This window comes from Levilactobacillus zymae DSM 19395 (assembly GCF_001434115.1).
Lineage (GTDB): Bacteria > Bacillota > Bacilli > Lactobacillales > Lactobacillaceae > Levilactobacillus > Levilactobacillus zymae.
Genome location: NZ_AZDW01000006.1, coordinates 31,492 through 47,645 on the forward strand (window position 1 = coordinate 31,492; position 16,154 = coordinate 47,645).

Sequence of the window (16,154 nt, forward strand, 5' to 3'; positions counted from 1 at the left end):
TGAATGGTAACGTCCCCTTTGCTTGTCGTTAATCAAACACCATCTGATTACGGTACAGTTCCGCGTAGAAGCCATTTTCGGCCAACAACGCTTGGTGGTTCCCCTGTTCGATGACTTGACCGTCCTTTAAGACCACAATCTTATCGGCGTTCAGGATCGTCTTCAAGCGGTGGGCAATCACAAAGCTGGTCCGGCCCTGGATCACGTTATCCATCGCGGCCTGAATCCGAGCCTCGGTGACCGTGTCCACGTTGGACGTGGCCTCATCCAAAATCAACAGCCGCGGGTTAGTCAGGATCGTCCGGGCGATCGACATCAGCTGCTTCTGGCCCGCCGAGAAGACGCTTTGCTCGTCGGAAACGCGGGTATCGTACCCCGCCGGCAGACTGGTGATGAAGTCGTGAATGTTGGCCTGCTTGGCCGCATCGATCACGCGGTCCATCCCCGCCTGCGGGTCACCGTAGCGGATGTTATCGGCAATCGTGCCGGTAAATAGCTGCGGTTCCTGCAACACGATACCAACGTTGGTCCGCAGCGACTGCAAATCAAACTGCCGGATGTCGGTGCCGTCCAGGGTAATCGCGCCCTGGTCAACGTCGTAGAAGCGGTTCATCAAGTTCATCACCGTGGTCTTCCCCGAGCCGGTCGGCCCGACCAACGCGACCATTTCGCCGCGATGCACGTCGATCGAGACCCCGTGAAGAATTTCCTTGCCCGGTACATAACTGAAGTGCACGTCGTCGATCTGCAACCCGTTTTGAATGGCGGGCATCTCGTGGCCCCGCGCCGGGTTGGTTTCTTCCGGTTGGTTGCGGACCTCATCGACCCGCCGCGCCCCGGTAATCGCCAGTTGAATCATGCTGTAGAGGCTGGTCAGCGACATGATGGGCTGGTAATACTGTTGCGCGTAGTTGACAAACACCACCACCAGCGCCAACGCGGCCCCGGTGGACAGGCTACCGTTCAACGCGAACCAGGAGCCAAAGAAGATCACAATGGCCGTGTTGAGTAGCGACATCCCCTGCATCAGGGGGTTCAGAATCCCCGACCAGATCTGCCCGGTCAGTGCCGACTGCCGCACCTTGGCGTTGTAGCCGGCAAAGCCCTTCAGCGAGTCTTGCTGCAGGCCGTTGGTGATCAACACCTTCTGGCCGGTGATCTGCTCGTTGATGTAGCCGTTGAGCTTCCCGATATCGTCCTGTTGCTGGTTGACGGCTACCCCGGCCTTGCGCATCACAACCGCCGCCACAATCAGGGCTAGCGGCGTCGAGGCCATGGTGACCCAGGCCATCGTGACGTTTTGGTTGAACATCACGATCAACAACCCGACGAACTGGGCCACCGCCAACAAGATTTCCAGCAACGCCTGGTTCATGGCGTTGAAGATGTTATCCAGATCGGAGGTGAATCGCGCCAGGATATCGCCGTCACTGTGGGTGTCGAAGTACTGGACCTTCATCCGTTGAAGCTTGCGGAACAGCCCCACCCGCATGGTCCCCGTCGAATGGGCGGTGACCCGCGCGAGAATCAGACTCGAGATGAAGATGGTGCTGGCATCCCCCACGTACAGCAGGATGTAGATGATCAGCGTGTGGTTAAACGGTGTCAGGCTGGCTTGCCCCCTGGTGGCTGGCGAGCTCCACTGCTGGAGGTAGGTGGTCAGTTGTTCGACCGCCCGGCCCAGGTAGGTCGGGGCCACCACGATGCACCAGGTGGAAAAGGCAATCAGGAGCATACTGATGATAAAGCCGCGCCAGTAGCGTTTGAGATAGTGCCAGTAGTACTTGCCGGCATTGCGTAAATCATTCATTGACCGTCCCCTCCTCTCGCGCCTTTTGGGTCTGGTAAATGGCTTGGTAAATCGCGTTATCGGCGACCAACTCGTGGTGCGTCCCCACGCCCGAAACGCGGCCGTGGTCGAGCACTAGAATCTGGTCGGCGTTGATGATCGACGAGATCTTTTCGGCAATCACCACGGTGGTGGTCCCCTTCAGGTCCCGGTTCAACGCCTCTTGGACCAGCTTTTCGGACCGGGCGTCCAGTGCCGAGGTCGCGTCGTCTAAAATCAAAATCTTAGGATTGGCAATCACGCCCCGCGTAATCGCGAGTCGCTGTTGCTGCCCCCCGGAGAAGTTCTGGGAGCGTTCTTCGACGGGCGCATCGTAGGTCTGCGGCAGGCGTTCGATGAATTCCGAGGCCTGGGCGATATTGGCCGCCCACTGCATGTGACCAACGCTGGCGTCCGGTTGGACCTGTTTGAGGTTACCGGAGATGGTCCCGGAAAAGAGCGTCGAGCGTTGCAGAACGTAGGCCACGGTGGACCGTAGCGCCTTTTCGGGTAACTGGCGCACGTCGACGCCACCGACCTTGACTTGACCGCTATCCGGGTCGTACAGCCGCGCAATCAACTGCGCCAGCGTGGTTTTCCCGGAACCCGTAGCCCCCACGATGCCTAACATGGTGCCGGCCTTTAAGGTAAAACTGACGTCGCGTAACGTCGGGTGGTCGTCACCGGGATAGGTGAAGGTCACATGGTCGAACGTCACGTCGCCCTTGACCGGTTGGTCGTCGCCACTGACGTAGGTCATGCTGGGTGACGTGTCCAGGACTTCACCGATCCGCCCCAGTGAGATGAAGGCCCGTGACGCGAAGGTCATCAGAAAGCCCCCGTTGATCACGGCGAACAAGATTTGCATTAAGTAGGAAATAAAACTGGTAATGGCCGCCAAATAGGCCGGGTGAGTGGTGACGTTTTGTCCCACGATGTAGACCGCGATGCCGACCGCCAAGTTGGCGGTTAAGAAGAACGCCGGCATCAGGATGGCGAACCAGTACCCAATCTTAGCGGTCACGTTGGTCAGCTCGTCGGAGGCCCCGGAGAACTTCTTGATTTCGTTTTTCTCCTGGACGAACGACTTGACCACGCGAATCCCCATCAGGTTTTCGCGGGCGACCGTGTTGACGTTTTCGATGTCCTGTTGGGTCTGACCGAAGTACTTGGTCATCCGCTTGACGGCGACCAGACAGACCAGCAGGATGATCACCATCATGGCCAGGATGACCCACCACTGTTGTGGCATGGTCACCAGCGCCAAGATTAGGGCCCCGATAAACAGCAACGGAATCCGGGTAATCTGTTGAAACCCGGCCATCACGATTTGCTGGACCTGGTTGATGTCGTTAGTCATGCGGACCACCAGGTTGGACGCCGAAAATTTCTCAACGTCGGCGAAGGCTAGCGACTGGACGTGGGCGTATAAATCGGCCCGTAAGTCGGTCGCCACCCCCAACGCCACGCGGGCGGAATAGATGGTGTTGACGATCCCGCCAATGATGCCTAAAACGGCGAGCCCCAGTAAGAAGAGGCCCTGTTGAAAGACCGTCTGCTGGTCGTTTTTAATGATGGCTTCCATGACCACCTGCAAGAGGCGCGGTTGCCATAAGGTCGCAAAGACCAGCACGATGATTGAAAGGAGCGCTACCCACACGTCGCGGTGGTAGCGCCGAAAATATGGCATTAAGACTTTCATTGTTGCGCATTCCTCCTTGACTCTTGGCCCGAGCAACGTGGGTCAGCGTGACCCGGGCGCCATTAAGCCGACGTTTCGCGGACTCCCCTAAAAAGTTATGGCCCGTCACCATCGCCGGATAACAGCCCCACTTCCTCGCGCTAAACGCCTTCTTGACCAGATTATACACGATATTGAGATATTTATATGGTTTGCGGTTTAACTTCTGTAGCGGTTGACTTCTCCTCTACATTGTTTTACTATGTACCAGTACCTAGTTAAACGATATAGCAAGTCAAGCTGGTGACGCTACTCATCGTCACCCCACCAAGGAGGCGCTTCGTGCAAGGCTTAACGGAATTACTCAAGGGATCGCTGGAAGGCATCGTGCTGCAGCATATCGGCCACGGCGAGACCTACGGCTACGAAATCACCCACTATTTGATTGACCTAGGCTTCGAGGACATCGTCGAGGGCACCGTCTACACGGTCCTCTTGCGGCTCGAAAAGAAGGGCCTGCTCACGGTCGAACGGCGTAAATCCGCCGTCGGCCCCCAACGCAAATTTTACCAACTCAACGCCGCCGGAGAAGCCTACCTCCAGGAATTTTGGACGAAGTGGGACTTTCTGGCGCAGAAGATGACCCAATTAAAGGAGGATTAAGTCATGGCAAACATTTTGAAAAAACTCATCGGGGACAAGCAACGGTACCACCAGTTCCAACGCGACGTGGCCACCCTGCCGCACCCCTACGCGGCAACCTTACAGGCCCTCGAAAAATACATGTGGAATTTCGCTAAGGGCGAAGGCTTCATGGACGCGTTGGAAGCCATCCTCCACCTGTTTCAAGAAAGTGCCGCCGACCAGGTGCCCGTCACCCAGGTCATCGGGGACGATCCCGTCAAATTCTGTGATGACATCATGGCCCAATACCCCAACGACCTCTGGTTAATCACCTACCAGAACCGACTACGGCAGCAAGTTGCCGCCATCGACAAAACCGCTCAATAACCCAAAAAGTGCCCCGCTGACCTGATCTGGTCGGCGGGGCACTTTAGTCGTCAGAACTTGGGGGAAGTTACTTGGCGAGGCCTAACGGCGCAACGTTCACATCGGTTTCTACCGGCTGAGTGGCAACGTTATTTAAATCAACGGCCACAAATTGGATAAAGTCGGCGGGATAACGGTGGGTTAACTGCGTCATGGTACTAGCAACGGGTAAGTTACTTTGATGGTCGACCAAGAACCGCCCCAGAGTCGCGGTGGCGTTGACCAGGCTTTCGCCTAAGTCGCGGCCCCCAGTAACAGCGTCGGCGATGTCGGGGAAGATGACCGTGTAGCCATCGGCGTCGTCGGCAATAAAGACAGCGGGGTACGTCACAATGCTTGTTTTCTTCATATTTACACCTCTTAGTTATTGACAATAGACGCATTATAGTCGGTCTCAACAATAACCTCAACCGCTGGTTCTTTCACTTAATTAAGCTTCAGCTAATCGAACCAAAAGGCTCTGTGAAATTGTGATGGCGTTTGCAAAACGCTTGCTATAAAATAGGTAATTGTCAGATGAATTGAATTCATCGATTAATTTTGGAGGAGGAACATTGATGCAATCTAAATCGGCTATCTGGGTGAAATGCTTGGCGGTGCTGGTCCTATTCTGTGGCGGCCTAGTCACCACCACGGCGGTCACCCCACCCACCGTGGCGCACGCGACCACGGTCTACGTCACCCGGACGGGGAAACACTACTTTTACAACCGGCACGACCGGGGCTTGAACCGCGCCAAGAAGGTCTACGCGGTCTCGCTGAAAACGGCGAAGCAACGCGGTTTGACCCTCTCGGCCACCGAAAAGGCCCCGGCCAAACGCCGGACGGTCAAGCGAGTCACGCGCAAGAAGGTGACCCGGAAGCGCACTGCTAAAAAGGTCACGACTAAGCGTGCCGCGGTCAAACCCCAGGGAACCTACACCGCGGGGTCCCAGACCTACCACGTCAAGGTGGTCAACCACAACAACCCCGGTTTCAGTCGGGCCACCCTGTCGACCAAGCACGGCGCTTGGCAGACCTACGGCAACCTGGACGGCTATAACCGCGCCACGGCGGCTAACGCCCTGCTGAACCGGAAGTTGATGCCGAAGGGGCAACGCCAGGCGCTGGTCGTCAACCCGACCGCGTGGCACAATAAGCGCATCAAGACGGGCTGGTTGTACAACCGTTGCCACCTGATTGGTTACCAGTTGACCGGGCAAAACAACAATTTGAAGAACCTGATCACCGGGACCCGCCAACTCAACGACCCGGGGATGACCACCTACGAAAACCGGGTGGCCGCCTACCTCAAAGCTAGTCCCAAGCATTACGTGCGCTACCGCGTGACGCCCGTCTTCAAGGGCCACGAGTTGCTGGCCCGGGGCGTGAAGATGCAGATGCAGTCGATCGGGTCGAACCGGATTCGCTACAACGTTTATCTGCCCAACACCCAAAGTGGGATGAAATTGAATTACGCCACCGGCCTAAGTAAGGTCGCTGGTTAACACAAACGACGGTCACCCGCAAACGGGGTAACCGTCGTTTTTAGTTCAGCTAATTGTGGAAATGAACGACCTTCTTCGCCAGCTGGGCGCCCTTAAAGCCCAGTTTCTGGTAAGACTCATAATAGGTCAGCTTGAGCGTCTTGCCCTTCCGGTAAATCATGTAATCGCGGGTCATGGGCAACACGATTCCCCGTCTGGCCACGTGCCCCTTCAACCGATATAAATGCGCGCCCAGCTTCTGGTAGCGCAGCCGACTGTGCGATTGCAGCGGCATGTTCGAGACGCCCCACAGAAATTTCTTGGTGGTAAAGGTGTACTCGCTCGCGAATCCCTGCGCGGGTGTCTTATGTAGCTCTTGATACTTGCCCCGCAACACTTTCGGCGTCCCCTTGTGCCAAGTTGCGGCGCTGGCCGGGGTGGCCGGGACCGCTCCGAGCGTCAGGGTCGTGAGGGCCACCAGGGCTAGGGTCTTAACTTTGATCATCAGTTCTCCTCCTTAGACGAGCCACGGTTTTGAGAATGGCTCATCTCAAGTTTAGCGTATTTAGAGTCTGATTACCCTATCTTTGGTCTGATGAACGCAATTCTAGAATCTGCATCAAAAATTTGAACCCCACGCTCCGTTGTTTCACATGAAACAATTTAAAAAACGAGCCATTCTCCCAGTCAACTTTTGGGGAATGGCTCGTTTTAATTTATACCACTAGTTTATCACCAGCGAATAACCACCATTAATCGTTAAAACTCGACTCTTCACCACACCCCTACCACCGCAATTAACGGTGCGCCACCATCGCGGAACCTTTCTGTGCTTGGCTTTTCGCTGGGACACGACCAGCTATCTCGCCCGTTACCGCGACTTATTGGCCGCAGCGAAACCGTACCCCAACGCCCAAGGACCAGTGTATGAGCGGTCATTCCCGCTCAAATACGGACAGGTCGGTAGTGGCCAAAACTTTTTGACCGAATTGAGTCTACAAATCGACGGTAAATCTTCTTAATCCAGCAAAATTGCTTATTATTAATTATCAAAATTAGTTATTAATAATAAAAAACACATCAAATTCAATCCCATCACCGTCCTAAATCTGCGTTTCGGCGTCAAACTCGACCCCGGCCTGCTAAACTAACGCTAAGACACTAACCAAAAAGGAGGCCTCACCCGATGCATAAACGACGATTTTTCGCCCTAGCGCTAGCCCTAGTTTCCCTGGCCACCGGCTTGCTTGGCCTACCCGGCACGGCCCAGGCCGCCGTCCCCAAGCGGATTGGGAACTTCACCCAAGTTCACTACACCGAAGACGGCTACCTCTACAACCACTACGCCACCGTGGCCTACCACGCCAATCACAAGACCCACAACGCCTACGTGTGGAACGATACCCACACTAAGAAACTGGCAAACCTGAAACAATACCCTAATTACACCTGGTACCAGCTGGCCACCGGGACCTACAAGGGCAGCAAGAACTGGGTGCGCGTGACCAACTTCCCCGACACCAAGCGTGGCTGGATCCATAAGTCCCAACTCAAAAAGGGGTTCAACCCCACGGGCTACCAGATCCTCCAGAAACGCTACGGCGCTTACGCGGGGCACGCGTTTCACCTGAACTCCCAGACCAAAAACGTCTATCTCTGGGATTGGTCGCACACCAAGAAGCGCGCTAACCTCAAGCACTACACCAACCAGACCTTTGGCCAACGCCACGCCATCCTGGTCCGCCACAACGGCCACGAGAGTTGGTATTCCTACGTTGACGTGACAATCAAGGGCAAGACCGTTTCCGGCTACGTGCAGACCAAACAGCTGCTTAAGGGCCGCACGCCGAACCACACGGGTCACAACCTCCTGTTCCCCGACGACTTCGTGGCCACCGCCGACTACCAGCAGTACATCCGCGACAGCAAGCACCAAAAGCTGGCCCGTTCGATCGTCAAGCTGTTCCCGAACACGCCCGTGGACTACGGCTTGTCGCGCATCGCGGCATACAACTTCGCGACCAACGACACCTGGATTGAGGACGAACCGGAACGCATCTCAACTCAGGGCTACACCCAGTTCGTGGCCTTCAAGCCCATCGTGACCTACCTGATGACGCACAAGGACCAATCCAACGCCCAGAAACTCGCCGCCGTGGAACGCCTCTTAGCCAAGCAAGGCTACACGCCGGCCAAGCGGCAACAACTTAAGGGTTACAAGCTCGGCATCTACATCATCAACAACCTCAAGGGCGGCCGCGTTGACGAAGCCGGCAACGCCTACAAGGGAAACTGGTACGGCCTGGTTTTAGCCAAACCTACCCGTTAATTGCGACACCAAAGGGAGCGTCCATCCGCCTAATCGCTGGATGAACGCTCCCTTTTAATTTCACTATTCTATTAGTCGTCGAGTGCGTAGCTCGTGTAGAACGTCTTACCGCCTAACGTCAAGAAACCGTAGTAGCTCAACGAGGAATCCGAGTCGCCTTCGGGGTCAGAGTCCACCGCGTAGGTCTTTTGGGGGTTGACCAGCGCCAAACGGTACTGGGTCTTCCCGTGAGACTTGACCTTGGTGGTCTTGAAGCCGCTCAGCTTCTTAGCCAGATACAGGTACCGCGTGTGGCCCTTGATGGTGGTCCGTTGAATCTTCACGGACGTCTTGGGTTGGGCCCGGTATTCCGTATCGCGACCCGTGACATCGTTTTGCCGCACTTCCACGTAACCGTTGGTGGTCAGTTGAACGCTCTGCTTGACAATTCCACCGGCCAGCAGTGCCTTGGTGGTGCTCCCCAGGTACAGGTCGCCGACACTACCGTAACGCGGTAAGTACGCCGGGCGCTTGACGCGGGTAAAGGCCGCCGTGTTCTTAGTCGTGGCGGTTCCTTGACCAGCCCACAATCCGCGTTGGTAGCCCGGCTTCAACAGGTTAGCGCTCAACCGCGACGTCGCCAGGTCAAGCACCTTTGTGGTCTTCCCTTTGGTCCGTTGCGTACTCAGCGTTCCCGCCACGATGGTGCCCTTGGGCAGGGTGATCTTGGACTTTAACGTCCCTGAAACGTAAGCGTCAAACGGGGCACTGACCGTGACCTTCTTGGTGGTCCGGTAGTAGGTTGGCGCCTTCGTGGCCTTGTCCAGACTGGCCAGCGTCTTGGCACTGACCTTCTTAGCCGTTACCGGTGAGGTCGCAGCCGCTTCGTAGGTGAAAAACGGTTGGCCACCAATCAGGTAGGTGTCGTAGACCTTATCCTTGACCGTGGTGGTCTTAGCCTGCGGCGCAATCGTCAACTGGTAGCCCGCCTTACCGGCCACCGTGGTCGGCGTATCCTTCAAGCCCTTGATGTGCGTCCGGTACGCCACCGTGGTGATGCCGTGGCTGGTGCTGGACTGCAAGATTTTCTGGCTAGCCGGCTTCCCCTGAGGGACCGCTTCACTCTGGGTTTGGGTCGCGCCGTTGTCGTAGTATTCGACGTACCCGTCACTGGTGGTCCGGAACAGCTGCTTTTGGGTGCCGGCGTTCGGCTTGCCCGCAAACAGGTTCGAGGCGTGGGTGTCCGCAAAGCTGTTGTGCTGGACCGTGTTGTAGGCCGGTTGGGCGACCGGCGTGACCTTAACGGCGTTCAAATCAACGGCTTTCAGGCGTTTGGTCCCCGTCAGGCCTAACTTTTGGCGGAGCTGATAACTCAGTGCATCACCGTTAATGGTCAGACTTTCGTGGCCGTTATAGGCACTATAGGCGGTCTGCACCACCGTACCCTTGGGCAAGGTCACCGAACCGCTGGGCGATACGCCAACCTTGGTGGCCGCGTCTAACCGGTAATATCCAAAGTACGCCGCGTCCGTCTGGTAACCCTTCGAGTAGCCCTTGACCATCGACTTGGCGTACACGTAGCCGTCGTCGCTGTTGTATTCATCCCCGATATGTAGGTAGGTCGCCGACTTGCCGTTATGGGTCATGGTCACCTTCTGGTCGGCCATCCAGCTCATGGTCTGATCGGCGCTGTCCATCTGGTTTAGGATCCACAAGCGTTTGGTGTGGGTCTTGTCCCAGGTAAATAACGTCTTTTTGTCGTTCCTGATGTGATAGGCCGTCCGTCTGATGGGCTGAACCTTGGTAATCGTGTAACCGGACTTAGCTTGCGCCGGGGTGGTCGCAAGCAAGACGCCACCACCGATAGCCGCCAAAACAGCCGTGAGTTGTCCCCAATGTTTCAACATATAATCTCCTCCTAGAATCGTTTCCTCCCTGTAAGGGTAACATAAGAATTTAGTCACCGATTCACCGTTCTGCTCGACCAAAAACCGGCGACCCCTGCGAAATCGCGTGGTTCTCCGGCTTAAGTTCCTGATTAATTTTACGTTACAATTTTAGCTGCGCGGGCTCACTCGTAACGTTGACGCCCGGGGCCCCGCTTGCAGCATCCCCGTCAGGTAAGAACTATCGCCATACTTCTGGCGGTACGCGGCGTCCACTTGTTGGTTCACCGCCGTGTCTTCGAGCGGTGCGAACGTCACGTTGTAGTTCTTCCCGGCCAACAAAATGCGCCCAGCGCCCTGTTGGACCGCCGAACGGTGCCAGCGCGACGCTAGCCCGTTCCACGCGCGAATGACTAATTGGCCGTCGACTACCACGGACCATATCCAAGTCGGGGTTCCGTAAGTGTGCCCGTCGCTATAGAACGGTGAGACCCGGAAATCGTCCGCGGTGGCGAACCGGGTCAGTTCCGCGGCGGTCCAGGTTGGTGTTGCATGCTCTGTCAAATAACCAAATCCTTTCTGGTGTTAAACAGTCGTCAGTTGACGGTGGCGGGCGGGCCACCGTATATTAAAGATATAATTAAGCATTTTTGACGCAAGGAGTGATTTTATGGAATTACGCGTTCTGCGCTATTTTCAAGCGGTCGTGGCCGACCTGAACATCAGTCGGGCCGCCGAACGGCTCCACGTTTCGCAGCCAACCATTTCCCGGCAGCTCAAGGATCTGGAAACCGAATTGGGCGTGACTCTGTTCGACCGGCACGGCCGGCACCTCCAACTCACCGATAGCGGCGAGTACTTCGCCCACCAGGTCACCCAGATTCTGGCCCTGACCGACAAGACCCTCAGCAATATCCACACCACCCAAGCCGTGCGCGGCACCGTCGTGATTGGCTGTGCCGAATCGCGGAATTTCCTGAACGTGGCGCAGACCATCCGGACCCTCCAGCGACAACATCCTCAGATCCAGGTCTCCCTGGTCAGCACCAACGCCGACGAGATTCGCGCCCATTTAAAGACGGGAACCTTTGACTTCGGGGTGGTCATGGACCCCACCGATAAAAGCGAGTTTGATTTCCTGAAGTTACCGGGCGAAAGTCGTTGGGGGCTCTTAGTTCCCCGTTCCTCGGCGTTAGCGACCCGCGACCACTTGACGCTGGCCGACCTGGAAAACCAAAACCTCATCCTTTCCCAGCAACGGGGGATTCGGGAACAGCTCCGGGACTGGTACGGCGAGAGCACGCCCAAGTTCAACGTGGTCGCCACCTATAATCTACTCTATAACGCGTCCTTACTGGTTTCGGCGGGCGTGGGGTACGCGCTGTGCATCGACGGCATCATCAACACCAATCAATCCGATTTGGTGTTCATCCCGTTGACGCCGCGCTTGACCACCGGCACCAGTCTGGTCTGGCACAAGGACCAGCACTTTTCCCCGGCCGCCGCGGCCTTTTTGAAACAGCTAGCGGCCGATAACCAGCAACCACTCACCAGTTAATGCGCAACGTGTACGCATCAGCGCTGGGTTAAACTTCCTGTTCCGCTGGCCGGACTAAGACTTCACTGATGGCCACGTGCTTGGGTTGGTCGATGGCGAACAACACGGCGTTAGCGATGTCTTCGGGATCTAGCGCCAGGCCACTAGCTTCTTCGCTGTTCATCAATTGGCTGATGCCCGCTTCGATGGCGGCATTGCCAATCGTCTTGACCAGTTCCGTGCGCACGGCCCCGGGGGACACGATGGTCGACCGGATGCCGTGGCCCTTTTCTTCCTGGCGTAAGCCTTCCATAATCGCCCGCACCGCGTACTTGGTGCCATTGTAGACGGCCGAGGCGGGATAGACCACGTGACCGGCCACGGAATCGGTACTAATGATCTGACCGTCGTGTTGCGCCTGCATCACCGGCAGCACCTCGCCGATGCCGTTCAGCACGCCCATCACGTTGACGTCCAACATCAGCTGCCACTTGTCGTATTCGCGGTCGCTGAGGTTGCCTTGGGGCATGGTGCCGGCGTTATTGTACAAAACGTCGACCCGACCAAATTCACTTACGGCCAGCTGAATCAGGTCGTGCACGGATTGCCGGTCGGTCACGTCCGTTACGTGGTACCGTGCGTTCTCCCCGATGGCCTGGGCCAAGGCGGCTAGCCGGTCTTCGCGCCGGGCCCCCAAGACGACCTTGGCGCCCTTGGCCGCTAACAGCTTGGCCGTCGCCGCCCCAATCCCACTGGAAGCTCCGGTAATCACAACTACTTTGTTTTCGATACTCATCTTAAACCACTCCTTTAAGTTAAATAATCTTGATGACTTTAGCGGGCACACCCGCCACTACGGCATTGGCTGGCACGTCCTTGGTCACGACCGCACCGGCCGCGACCACCGCGTCTGGCCCCACCGTGACGCCCGGCAAGATAATCGCCTTGGCGCCAATCCAGGCATTTTGCTCAATCGTAATCGGGGCCACCGTCAAGGCCCGGCGGTGGGCCGGATTCAACTGATGGTTGACTGTGATCAACGCGGCACCCGGGCCAATCAACACGTCGTCGGCCAAGGTGATGCCACCTAAATCGGTAAACTGCACCTGGTCGTTGATCATGACGCGTTTGCCAATGGTCAAGTTCCGCCCGTAATCCGTATAGAACGGTAAGCGAATCTCGACGGAAGGGTCTAGCGGTCGTCCCGTCAGCTCCCCCACCACCGCGCGAATCTCAGCCGGTTGGTGCTGGCCCGTATTTAATTTCTGTACTAATAATTGGTTGCGGTCGATGGTCGCTTGCTGAGCGGCAATCTCCGCCACACTCATGTTCTGTGCTGCTGGCACGTTGTCAGCCCCCTTTGTTTAACGATGAGTCCTAGTATAGGGGCGCCAACGGCATATGTAAAAGTCCTATATCAAATGATAATGTATAGCAAATACGCATAGTTGATTGAAACCCGATGATGTTTCATGTGAAACAAAAGCGCGGTGTTCCCGGATGAGGAACGCCGCGCTTTCGTCATTTCGCCATCGTCAGCGGCCAAGGCCCGGTCAAACTGCTATAATAGGCAAGTGCTGACGGCCGACCACTCGCTAGGCGGCCGTCAATTAAGAGAAATCGACTAGATTAGGAGTAACTATTTTGAATAAGATCTTACAAGAACAATTCTTCGTCAAGGACCTCTCCGACGATCAAAAACACGTCATCACCGACCTCAACGCCTACATCAAACAGGGGCTGAGCGGCAAGCAATCGTCCGTCGCCATCATCGAAGGCGCCGCGGGAACCGGGAAATCCGTGGTCTTGATGGAACTGGTCCGTCAATACATGACCGACCCGCACTACCGCACCTCGCTGGTGGTCAACCACCCCGAACTGTACAAGGCCTACCGGGACCTGGCCGCCTCGATTCCTAACATGCACGCCAAGGACATCCGCCGGCCCACGTCGCTGATCAACTTCGCCCAGAAGACTCACCAAAAATACGACATCATCTTCGTCGACGAAGCCCACCTGCTGTACTCCAAGTCCGAACCCTACGCGCACTACCGCGGCCAAAACCAACTCACCGATTTGATGGCCCTAGCCAAGGTGGTCGTGGTGGTCTACGACTTCGAACAGGTCTTCCAGTCCAAAATGTACTGGGACAAGGACCTCCTCTACAAGACCATCGGCGACCACCCGCACCGCCTCTTTAGCATGAACTTCCAGTACCGGATGGTGGCCAACGACGACCAGGTGGCCTGGATGGACGACCTGACCGCCGAAAAGCCGCTGCGGCCCTTCCCGGACGACAGTGAATTCGAATTTAAACTCTTCGATACCGCCGGCGGAATGTTCGACGCCATCAAAAAACGCAACCAGGAAGTCGGCATGAGCCGGATGGTCGCCACGTCCGGCTTCCCCCGCATCGACGGACGCCACAACGTCGAGATGGATAGTTTCAACCTGCCGTGGGACGAGTGGGACCCGCAACGGACCCACTGGGCCAAGCGCGAAGGCTCCATCACCCAGGTGGGAACCATCTACACGCTACAGGGCTTCGACCTGAACTACGTGGGGATGATCATCGGTCCGTCGTTTGGCTACGACCCGCAGACCGACACCATGACCGTGATTCCCGAAAAATACTCCCACAAGGAAATCTTCAAAAAACGCAAGGACATCCACTTCTCGCGTGACGAATACAAAACGTTTATCGCTAACGTCTTAAACGTCTTGATGAAGCGCGGGAAGTACGGCCTGTACCTGACGGCCTACGACGATGCCTTGCGCCACCGGTTGCTGGAACTGGGGACGACTAAATAACTTTAAAAAAAGCTGAAACGTTAAGCCCAACTAGGCCTAGCGTTTCAGCTTTTTCAATTAGTCGAATTTTTTTGTTGTTCGGTCGCGATTTGTCGTTCCGTGGCCTGGGCGTGTGCGAAATTCACGTCCAAGTTGGGTTCTGCCGCCGCATCCTGATTGAACGGCGTGGTCATGAAGAGGTCGACCATCTGGTTGGCTAGTTCCGGGGTCACCAGCCGACTCCCTAACGCAAGAACGTTGGCGTTATTAAGTTCCCGGGCCAGACGCGCCGATTCAGCGCTCTCACACAACGCGCAGTAGACCCCTGAATATTTGTTGGCCATGATGCTCTCGCCCATGCCGGTACTGCCAAAGATGAAGCCCCGCTTAAACTCACCGCTGACCACGCCCCGGCCAACTTCGTACCCCGCTCGAAAATAAGCGAAGTCGTTATCCGGCGTGACGTCTTGGACGATGATGCCCTGCGCTAAGAGGTGGCGACGAACCTGGTCCTTTAACTCGGCCCCCAGGCGGTCGGCGCCCACAATGACTTTGATCATGACTGGTATCTCCTTTTAAGTAAACCGTTTTATAAAATGCTGGTTTAACTATAGCCTAACGTCTCAGGCAACGCAAGCTGCTAATATCATTAAACTTGTAAGGGGTCGGGCTTGCAGAATAATGTCAAACATGTTTTACTTAATTTGTCAAAGATGTTTTACATAAGGACGTGAGTAGGATGCAAAATACCATTGCGAGTCGGCGCAAACAACGCAAGCTATCGCAGGCGGACCTCGCGGCGTTAACCGCCGTGACGCGCCAAACCATCAACGCGATTGAAAACGACAAGTATGATCCGTCATTGTCGTTAGCCTTCAAGTTAGCGGCGGTGTTGGAGACCACGGTGGATGAGCTGTTCAATCAAGGGGAGGATCATCAATGAGTCGAGCAAAACGAATCGTGCGCGTGACGTTCTGGAGCAATACCTTTTTTCTGATCATGTTGGCTGCGCTAATGGCCGTGACTTTTGGAACCTGTTTCAGGAACGAGCGCTAATTTTGGGGTTAGATTTAGTGTTAGTTATCGGGATCTTCATCATGTTTTGGGTGCTGCAACGACGCCTGGACGTTAAGTCCTATAAGGGGCTGTACTGGGTCAGCGACGAACGGGAACGAGAAATCGCCCTCAAGGTTCATTCGGCCATCATGATGGGCAACACCTACTTTCTCTACGGACTGTTGGTGGTCATCTTCCTGCTAATGAACTTCGGCCTGTCCACGCAACGATTTGGCCAGGTTCTGCTGGGGCTGGTCTGGCTGTATCTGCTCTTCACCAACGTACAATACCTCTGGTTGTGGACCCGCTACGACCAAGACTAACCCCCCACCCGTTAAAAAGTTAGGATTCTTGGTTAGAATCGGGTGCAGGTATGGTATACTCTTAGATGCGGAACTTCTTCATTCCAAGGATTCACCGAGGAGTTCCCAACGTATCTAGCCGCAATGTTGCCACATTGCGGTTTTTTTGTGCGCTGATTTAAAGAAATACTTTCACCCTGAATTATTCACCAGAAACTCCAAAATCCCCATCAAACACATGATTCAAGTG

At 55.7% G+C, this 16,154-nt stretch carries 17 protein-coding genes; 8 read left to right on the plus strand and 9 right to left on the minus strand.

The window, feature by feature from the left end; translation table 11 throughout:
• Positions 1 to 28: 28 nt before the first annotated feature.
• Together FD38_RS01140 and FD38_RS01145 are read right to left on the minus strand one after the other, a co-directional pair.
• The gene (locus FD38_RS01140; protein ID WP_057730388.1) at positions 29 to 1,810 is read right to left on the minus strand and encodes an ABC transporter ATP-binding protein; all 1,782 of its coding nucleotides are present in this window, start codon (positions 1,808 to 1,810) and stop codon (positions 29 to 31) included.
• The gene (locus FD38_RS01145) at positions 1,803 to 3,530 is read right to left on the minus strand and encodes an ABC transporter ATP-binding protein (RefSeq protein ID WP_057730389.1); all 1,728 of its coding nucleotides are present in this window, start codon (positions 3,528 to 3,530) and stop codon (positions 1,803 to 1,805) included. Before FD38_RS01145 ends, FD38_RS01140 begins: the two co-directional genes overlap by 8 nt.
• Positions 3,531 to 3,851: 321 nt before the next feature.
• Between FD38_RS01145 and FD38_RS01150 the strand changes: the two genes are divergently transcribed.
• Complete coding sequence (locus FD38_RS01150; RefSeq protein WP_057730391.1) at positions 3,852 to 4,172, plus strand: PadR family transcriptional regulator; 321 nt, start codon at positions 3,852 to 3,854, stop codon at positions 4,170 to 4,172.
• Positions 4,173 to 4,175: 3 nt separating this feature from the next.
• Positions 4,176 to 4,520: a DUF1048 domain-containing protein gene (locus FD38_RS01155; RefSeq protein WP_057730393.1), complete on the plus strand. Its 345-nt coding sequence runs from the start codon at positions 4,176 to 4,178 to the stop codon at positions 4,518 to 4,520.
• 67 nt (positions 4,521 to 4,587) lie between these two features.
• Here FD38_RS01155 and FD38_RS01160 read toward each other — a convergent pair whose 3' ends face one another.
• Positions 4,588 to 4,908 carry a type II toxin-antitoxin system HicB family antitoxin gene (locus FD38_RS01160; protein ID WP_057730395.1) on the minus strand — a complete coding sequence of 107 codons (321 nt, stop codon included), beginning with the start codon at positions 4,906 to 4,908 and terminating at the stop codon, positions 4,588 to 4,590.
• 208 nt (positions 4,909 to 5,116) lie between these two features.
• On the opposite strand from FD38_RS01160, the gene FD38_RS01165 reads away from it, so the two are divergent.
• Entirely contained in the window at positions 5,117 to 6,046 is a 930-nt protein-coding gene (locus FD38_RS01165; protein WP_057730397.1) for a DNA/RNA non-specific endonuclease, read from the plus strand.
• Positions 6,047 to 6,095: 49 nt separating this feature from the next.
• Here FD38_RS01165 and FD38_RS01170 read toward each other — a convergent pair whose 3' ends face one another.
• Positions 6,096 to 6,530 (minus strand): hypothetical protein, encoded by a 435-nt coding sequence (locus tag FD38_RS01170; RefSeq protein ID WP_057730399.1) that lies wholly within the window; start codon positions 6,528 to 6,530, stop codon positions 6,096 to 6,098.
• 681 nt (positions 6,531 to 7,211) lie between these two features.
• Between FD38_RS01170 and FD38_RS01175 the strand changes: the two genes are divergently transcribed.
• Entirely contained in the window at positions 7,212 to 8,354 is a 1,143-nt protein-coding gene (locus FD38_RS01175) for a hypothetical protein (RefSeq protein ID WP_057730400.1), read from the plus strand.
• Positions 8,355 to 8,425: 71 nt separating this feature from the next.
• Here the strand turns inward: FD38_RS01175 and FD38_RS01180 are convergent, their stop codons facing one another.
• Both FD38_RS01180 and FD38_RS01185 read right to left on the minus strand, forming a co-directional pair.
• Positions 8,426 to 10,240: a hypothetical protein gene (locus FD38_RS01180; protein WP_057730402.1), complete on the minus strand. Its 1,815-nt coding sequence runs from the start codon at positions 10,238 to 10,240 to the stop codon at positions 8,426 to 8,428.
• 150 nt (positions 10,241 to 10,390) lie between these two features.
• Positions 10,391 to 10,783: a DUF2255 family protein gene (locus tag FD38_RS01185; protein WP_057730404.1), complete on the minus strand. Its 393-nt coding sequence runs from the start codon at positions 10,781 to 10,783 to the stop codon at positions 10,391 to 10,393.
• A 106-nt stretch (positions 10,784 to 10,889) separates the two neighbouring features.
• Here FD38_RS01185 and FD38_RS01190 point away from each other — a divergent pair, with 106 nt between their 5' ends.
• Positions 10,890 to 11,777 carry a LysR family transcriptional regulator gene (locus FD38_RS01190; protein ID WP_057730405.1) on the plus strand — a complete coding sequence of 296 codons (888 nt, stop codon included), beginning with the start codon at positions 10,890 to 10,892 and terminating at the stop codon, positions 11,775 to 11,777.
• 28 nt (positions 11,778 to 11,805) lie between these two features.
• Here FD38_RS01190 and FD38_RS01195 read toward each other — a convergent pair whose 3' ends face one another.
• Positions 11,806 to 12,552: an SDR family oxidoreductase gene (locus FD38_RS01195; RefSeq protein ID WP_057730407.1), complete on the minus strand. Its 747-nt coding sequence runs from the start codon at positions 12,550 to 12,552 to the stop codon at positions 11,806 to 11,808.
• A gap of 19 nt (positions 12,553 to 12,571) precedes the next feature.
• Positions 12,572 to 13,084 (minus strand): DapH/DapD/GlmU-related protein, encoded by a 513-nt coding sequence (locus FD38_RS01200; protein WP_057730409.1) that lies wholly within the window; start codon positions 13,082 to 13,084, stop codon positions 12,572 to 12,574.
• Positions 13,085 to 13,400: 316 nt separating this feature from the next.
• On the opposite strand from FD38_RS01200, the gene FD38_RS01205 reads away from it, so the two are divergent.
• On the plus strand, positions 13,401 to 14,567 hold the full coding sequence (locus tag FD38_RS01205) for a DUF2075 domain-containing protein (protein WP_057730410.1): 1,167 nt from the start codon (positions 13,401 to 13,403) through the stop codon (positions 14,565 to 14,567).
• A 53-nt stretch (positions 14,568 to 14,620) separates the two neighbouring features.
• Here the strand turns inward: FD38_RS01205 and FD38_RS01210 are convergent, their stop codons facing one another.
• Positions 14,621 to 15,106: an RpiB/LacA/LacB family sugar-phosphate isomerase gene (locus FD38_RS01210; RefSeq protein ID WP_057730412.1), complete on the minus strand. Its 486-nt coding sequence runs from the start codon at positions 15,104 to 15,106 to the stop codon at positions 14,621 to 14,623.
• A 179-nt stretch (positions 15,107 to 15,285) separates the two neighbouring features.
• Here FD38_RS01210 and FD38_RS01215 point away from each other — a divergent pair, with 179 nt between their 5' ends.
• Both FD38_RS01215 and FD38_RS01220 read left to right on the plus strand, forming a co-directional pair.
• On the plus strand, positions 15,286 to 15,489 hold the full coding sequence (locus tag FD38_RS01215) for a helix-turn-helix transcriptional regulator (RefSeq protein ID WP_057730414.1): 204 nt from the start codon (positions 15,286 to 15,288) through the stop codon (positions 15,487 to 15,489).
• Positions 15,490 to 15,604: 115 nt separating this feature from the next.
• Entirely contained in the window at positions 15,605 to 15,925 is a 321-nt protein-coding gene (locus tag FD38_RS01220) for a hypothetical protein (RefSeq protein ID WP_225430812.1), read from the plus strand.
• Positions 15,926 to 16,154: the final 229 nt, after the last annotated feature.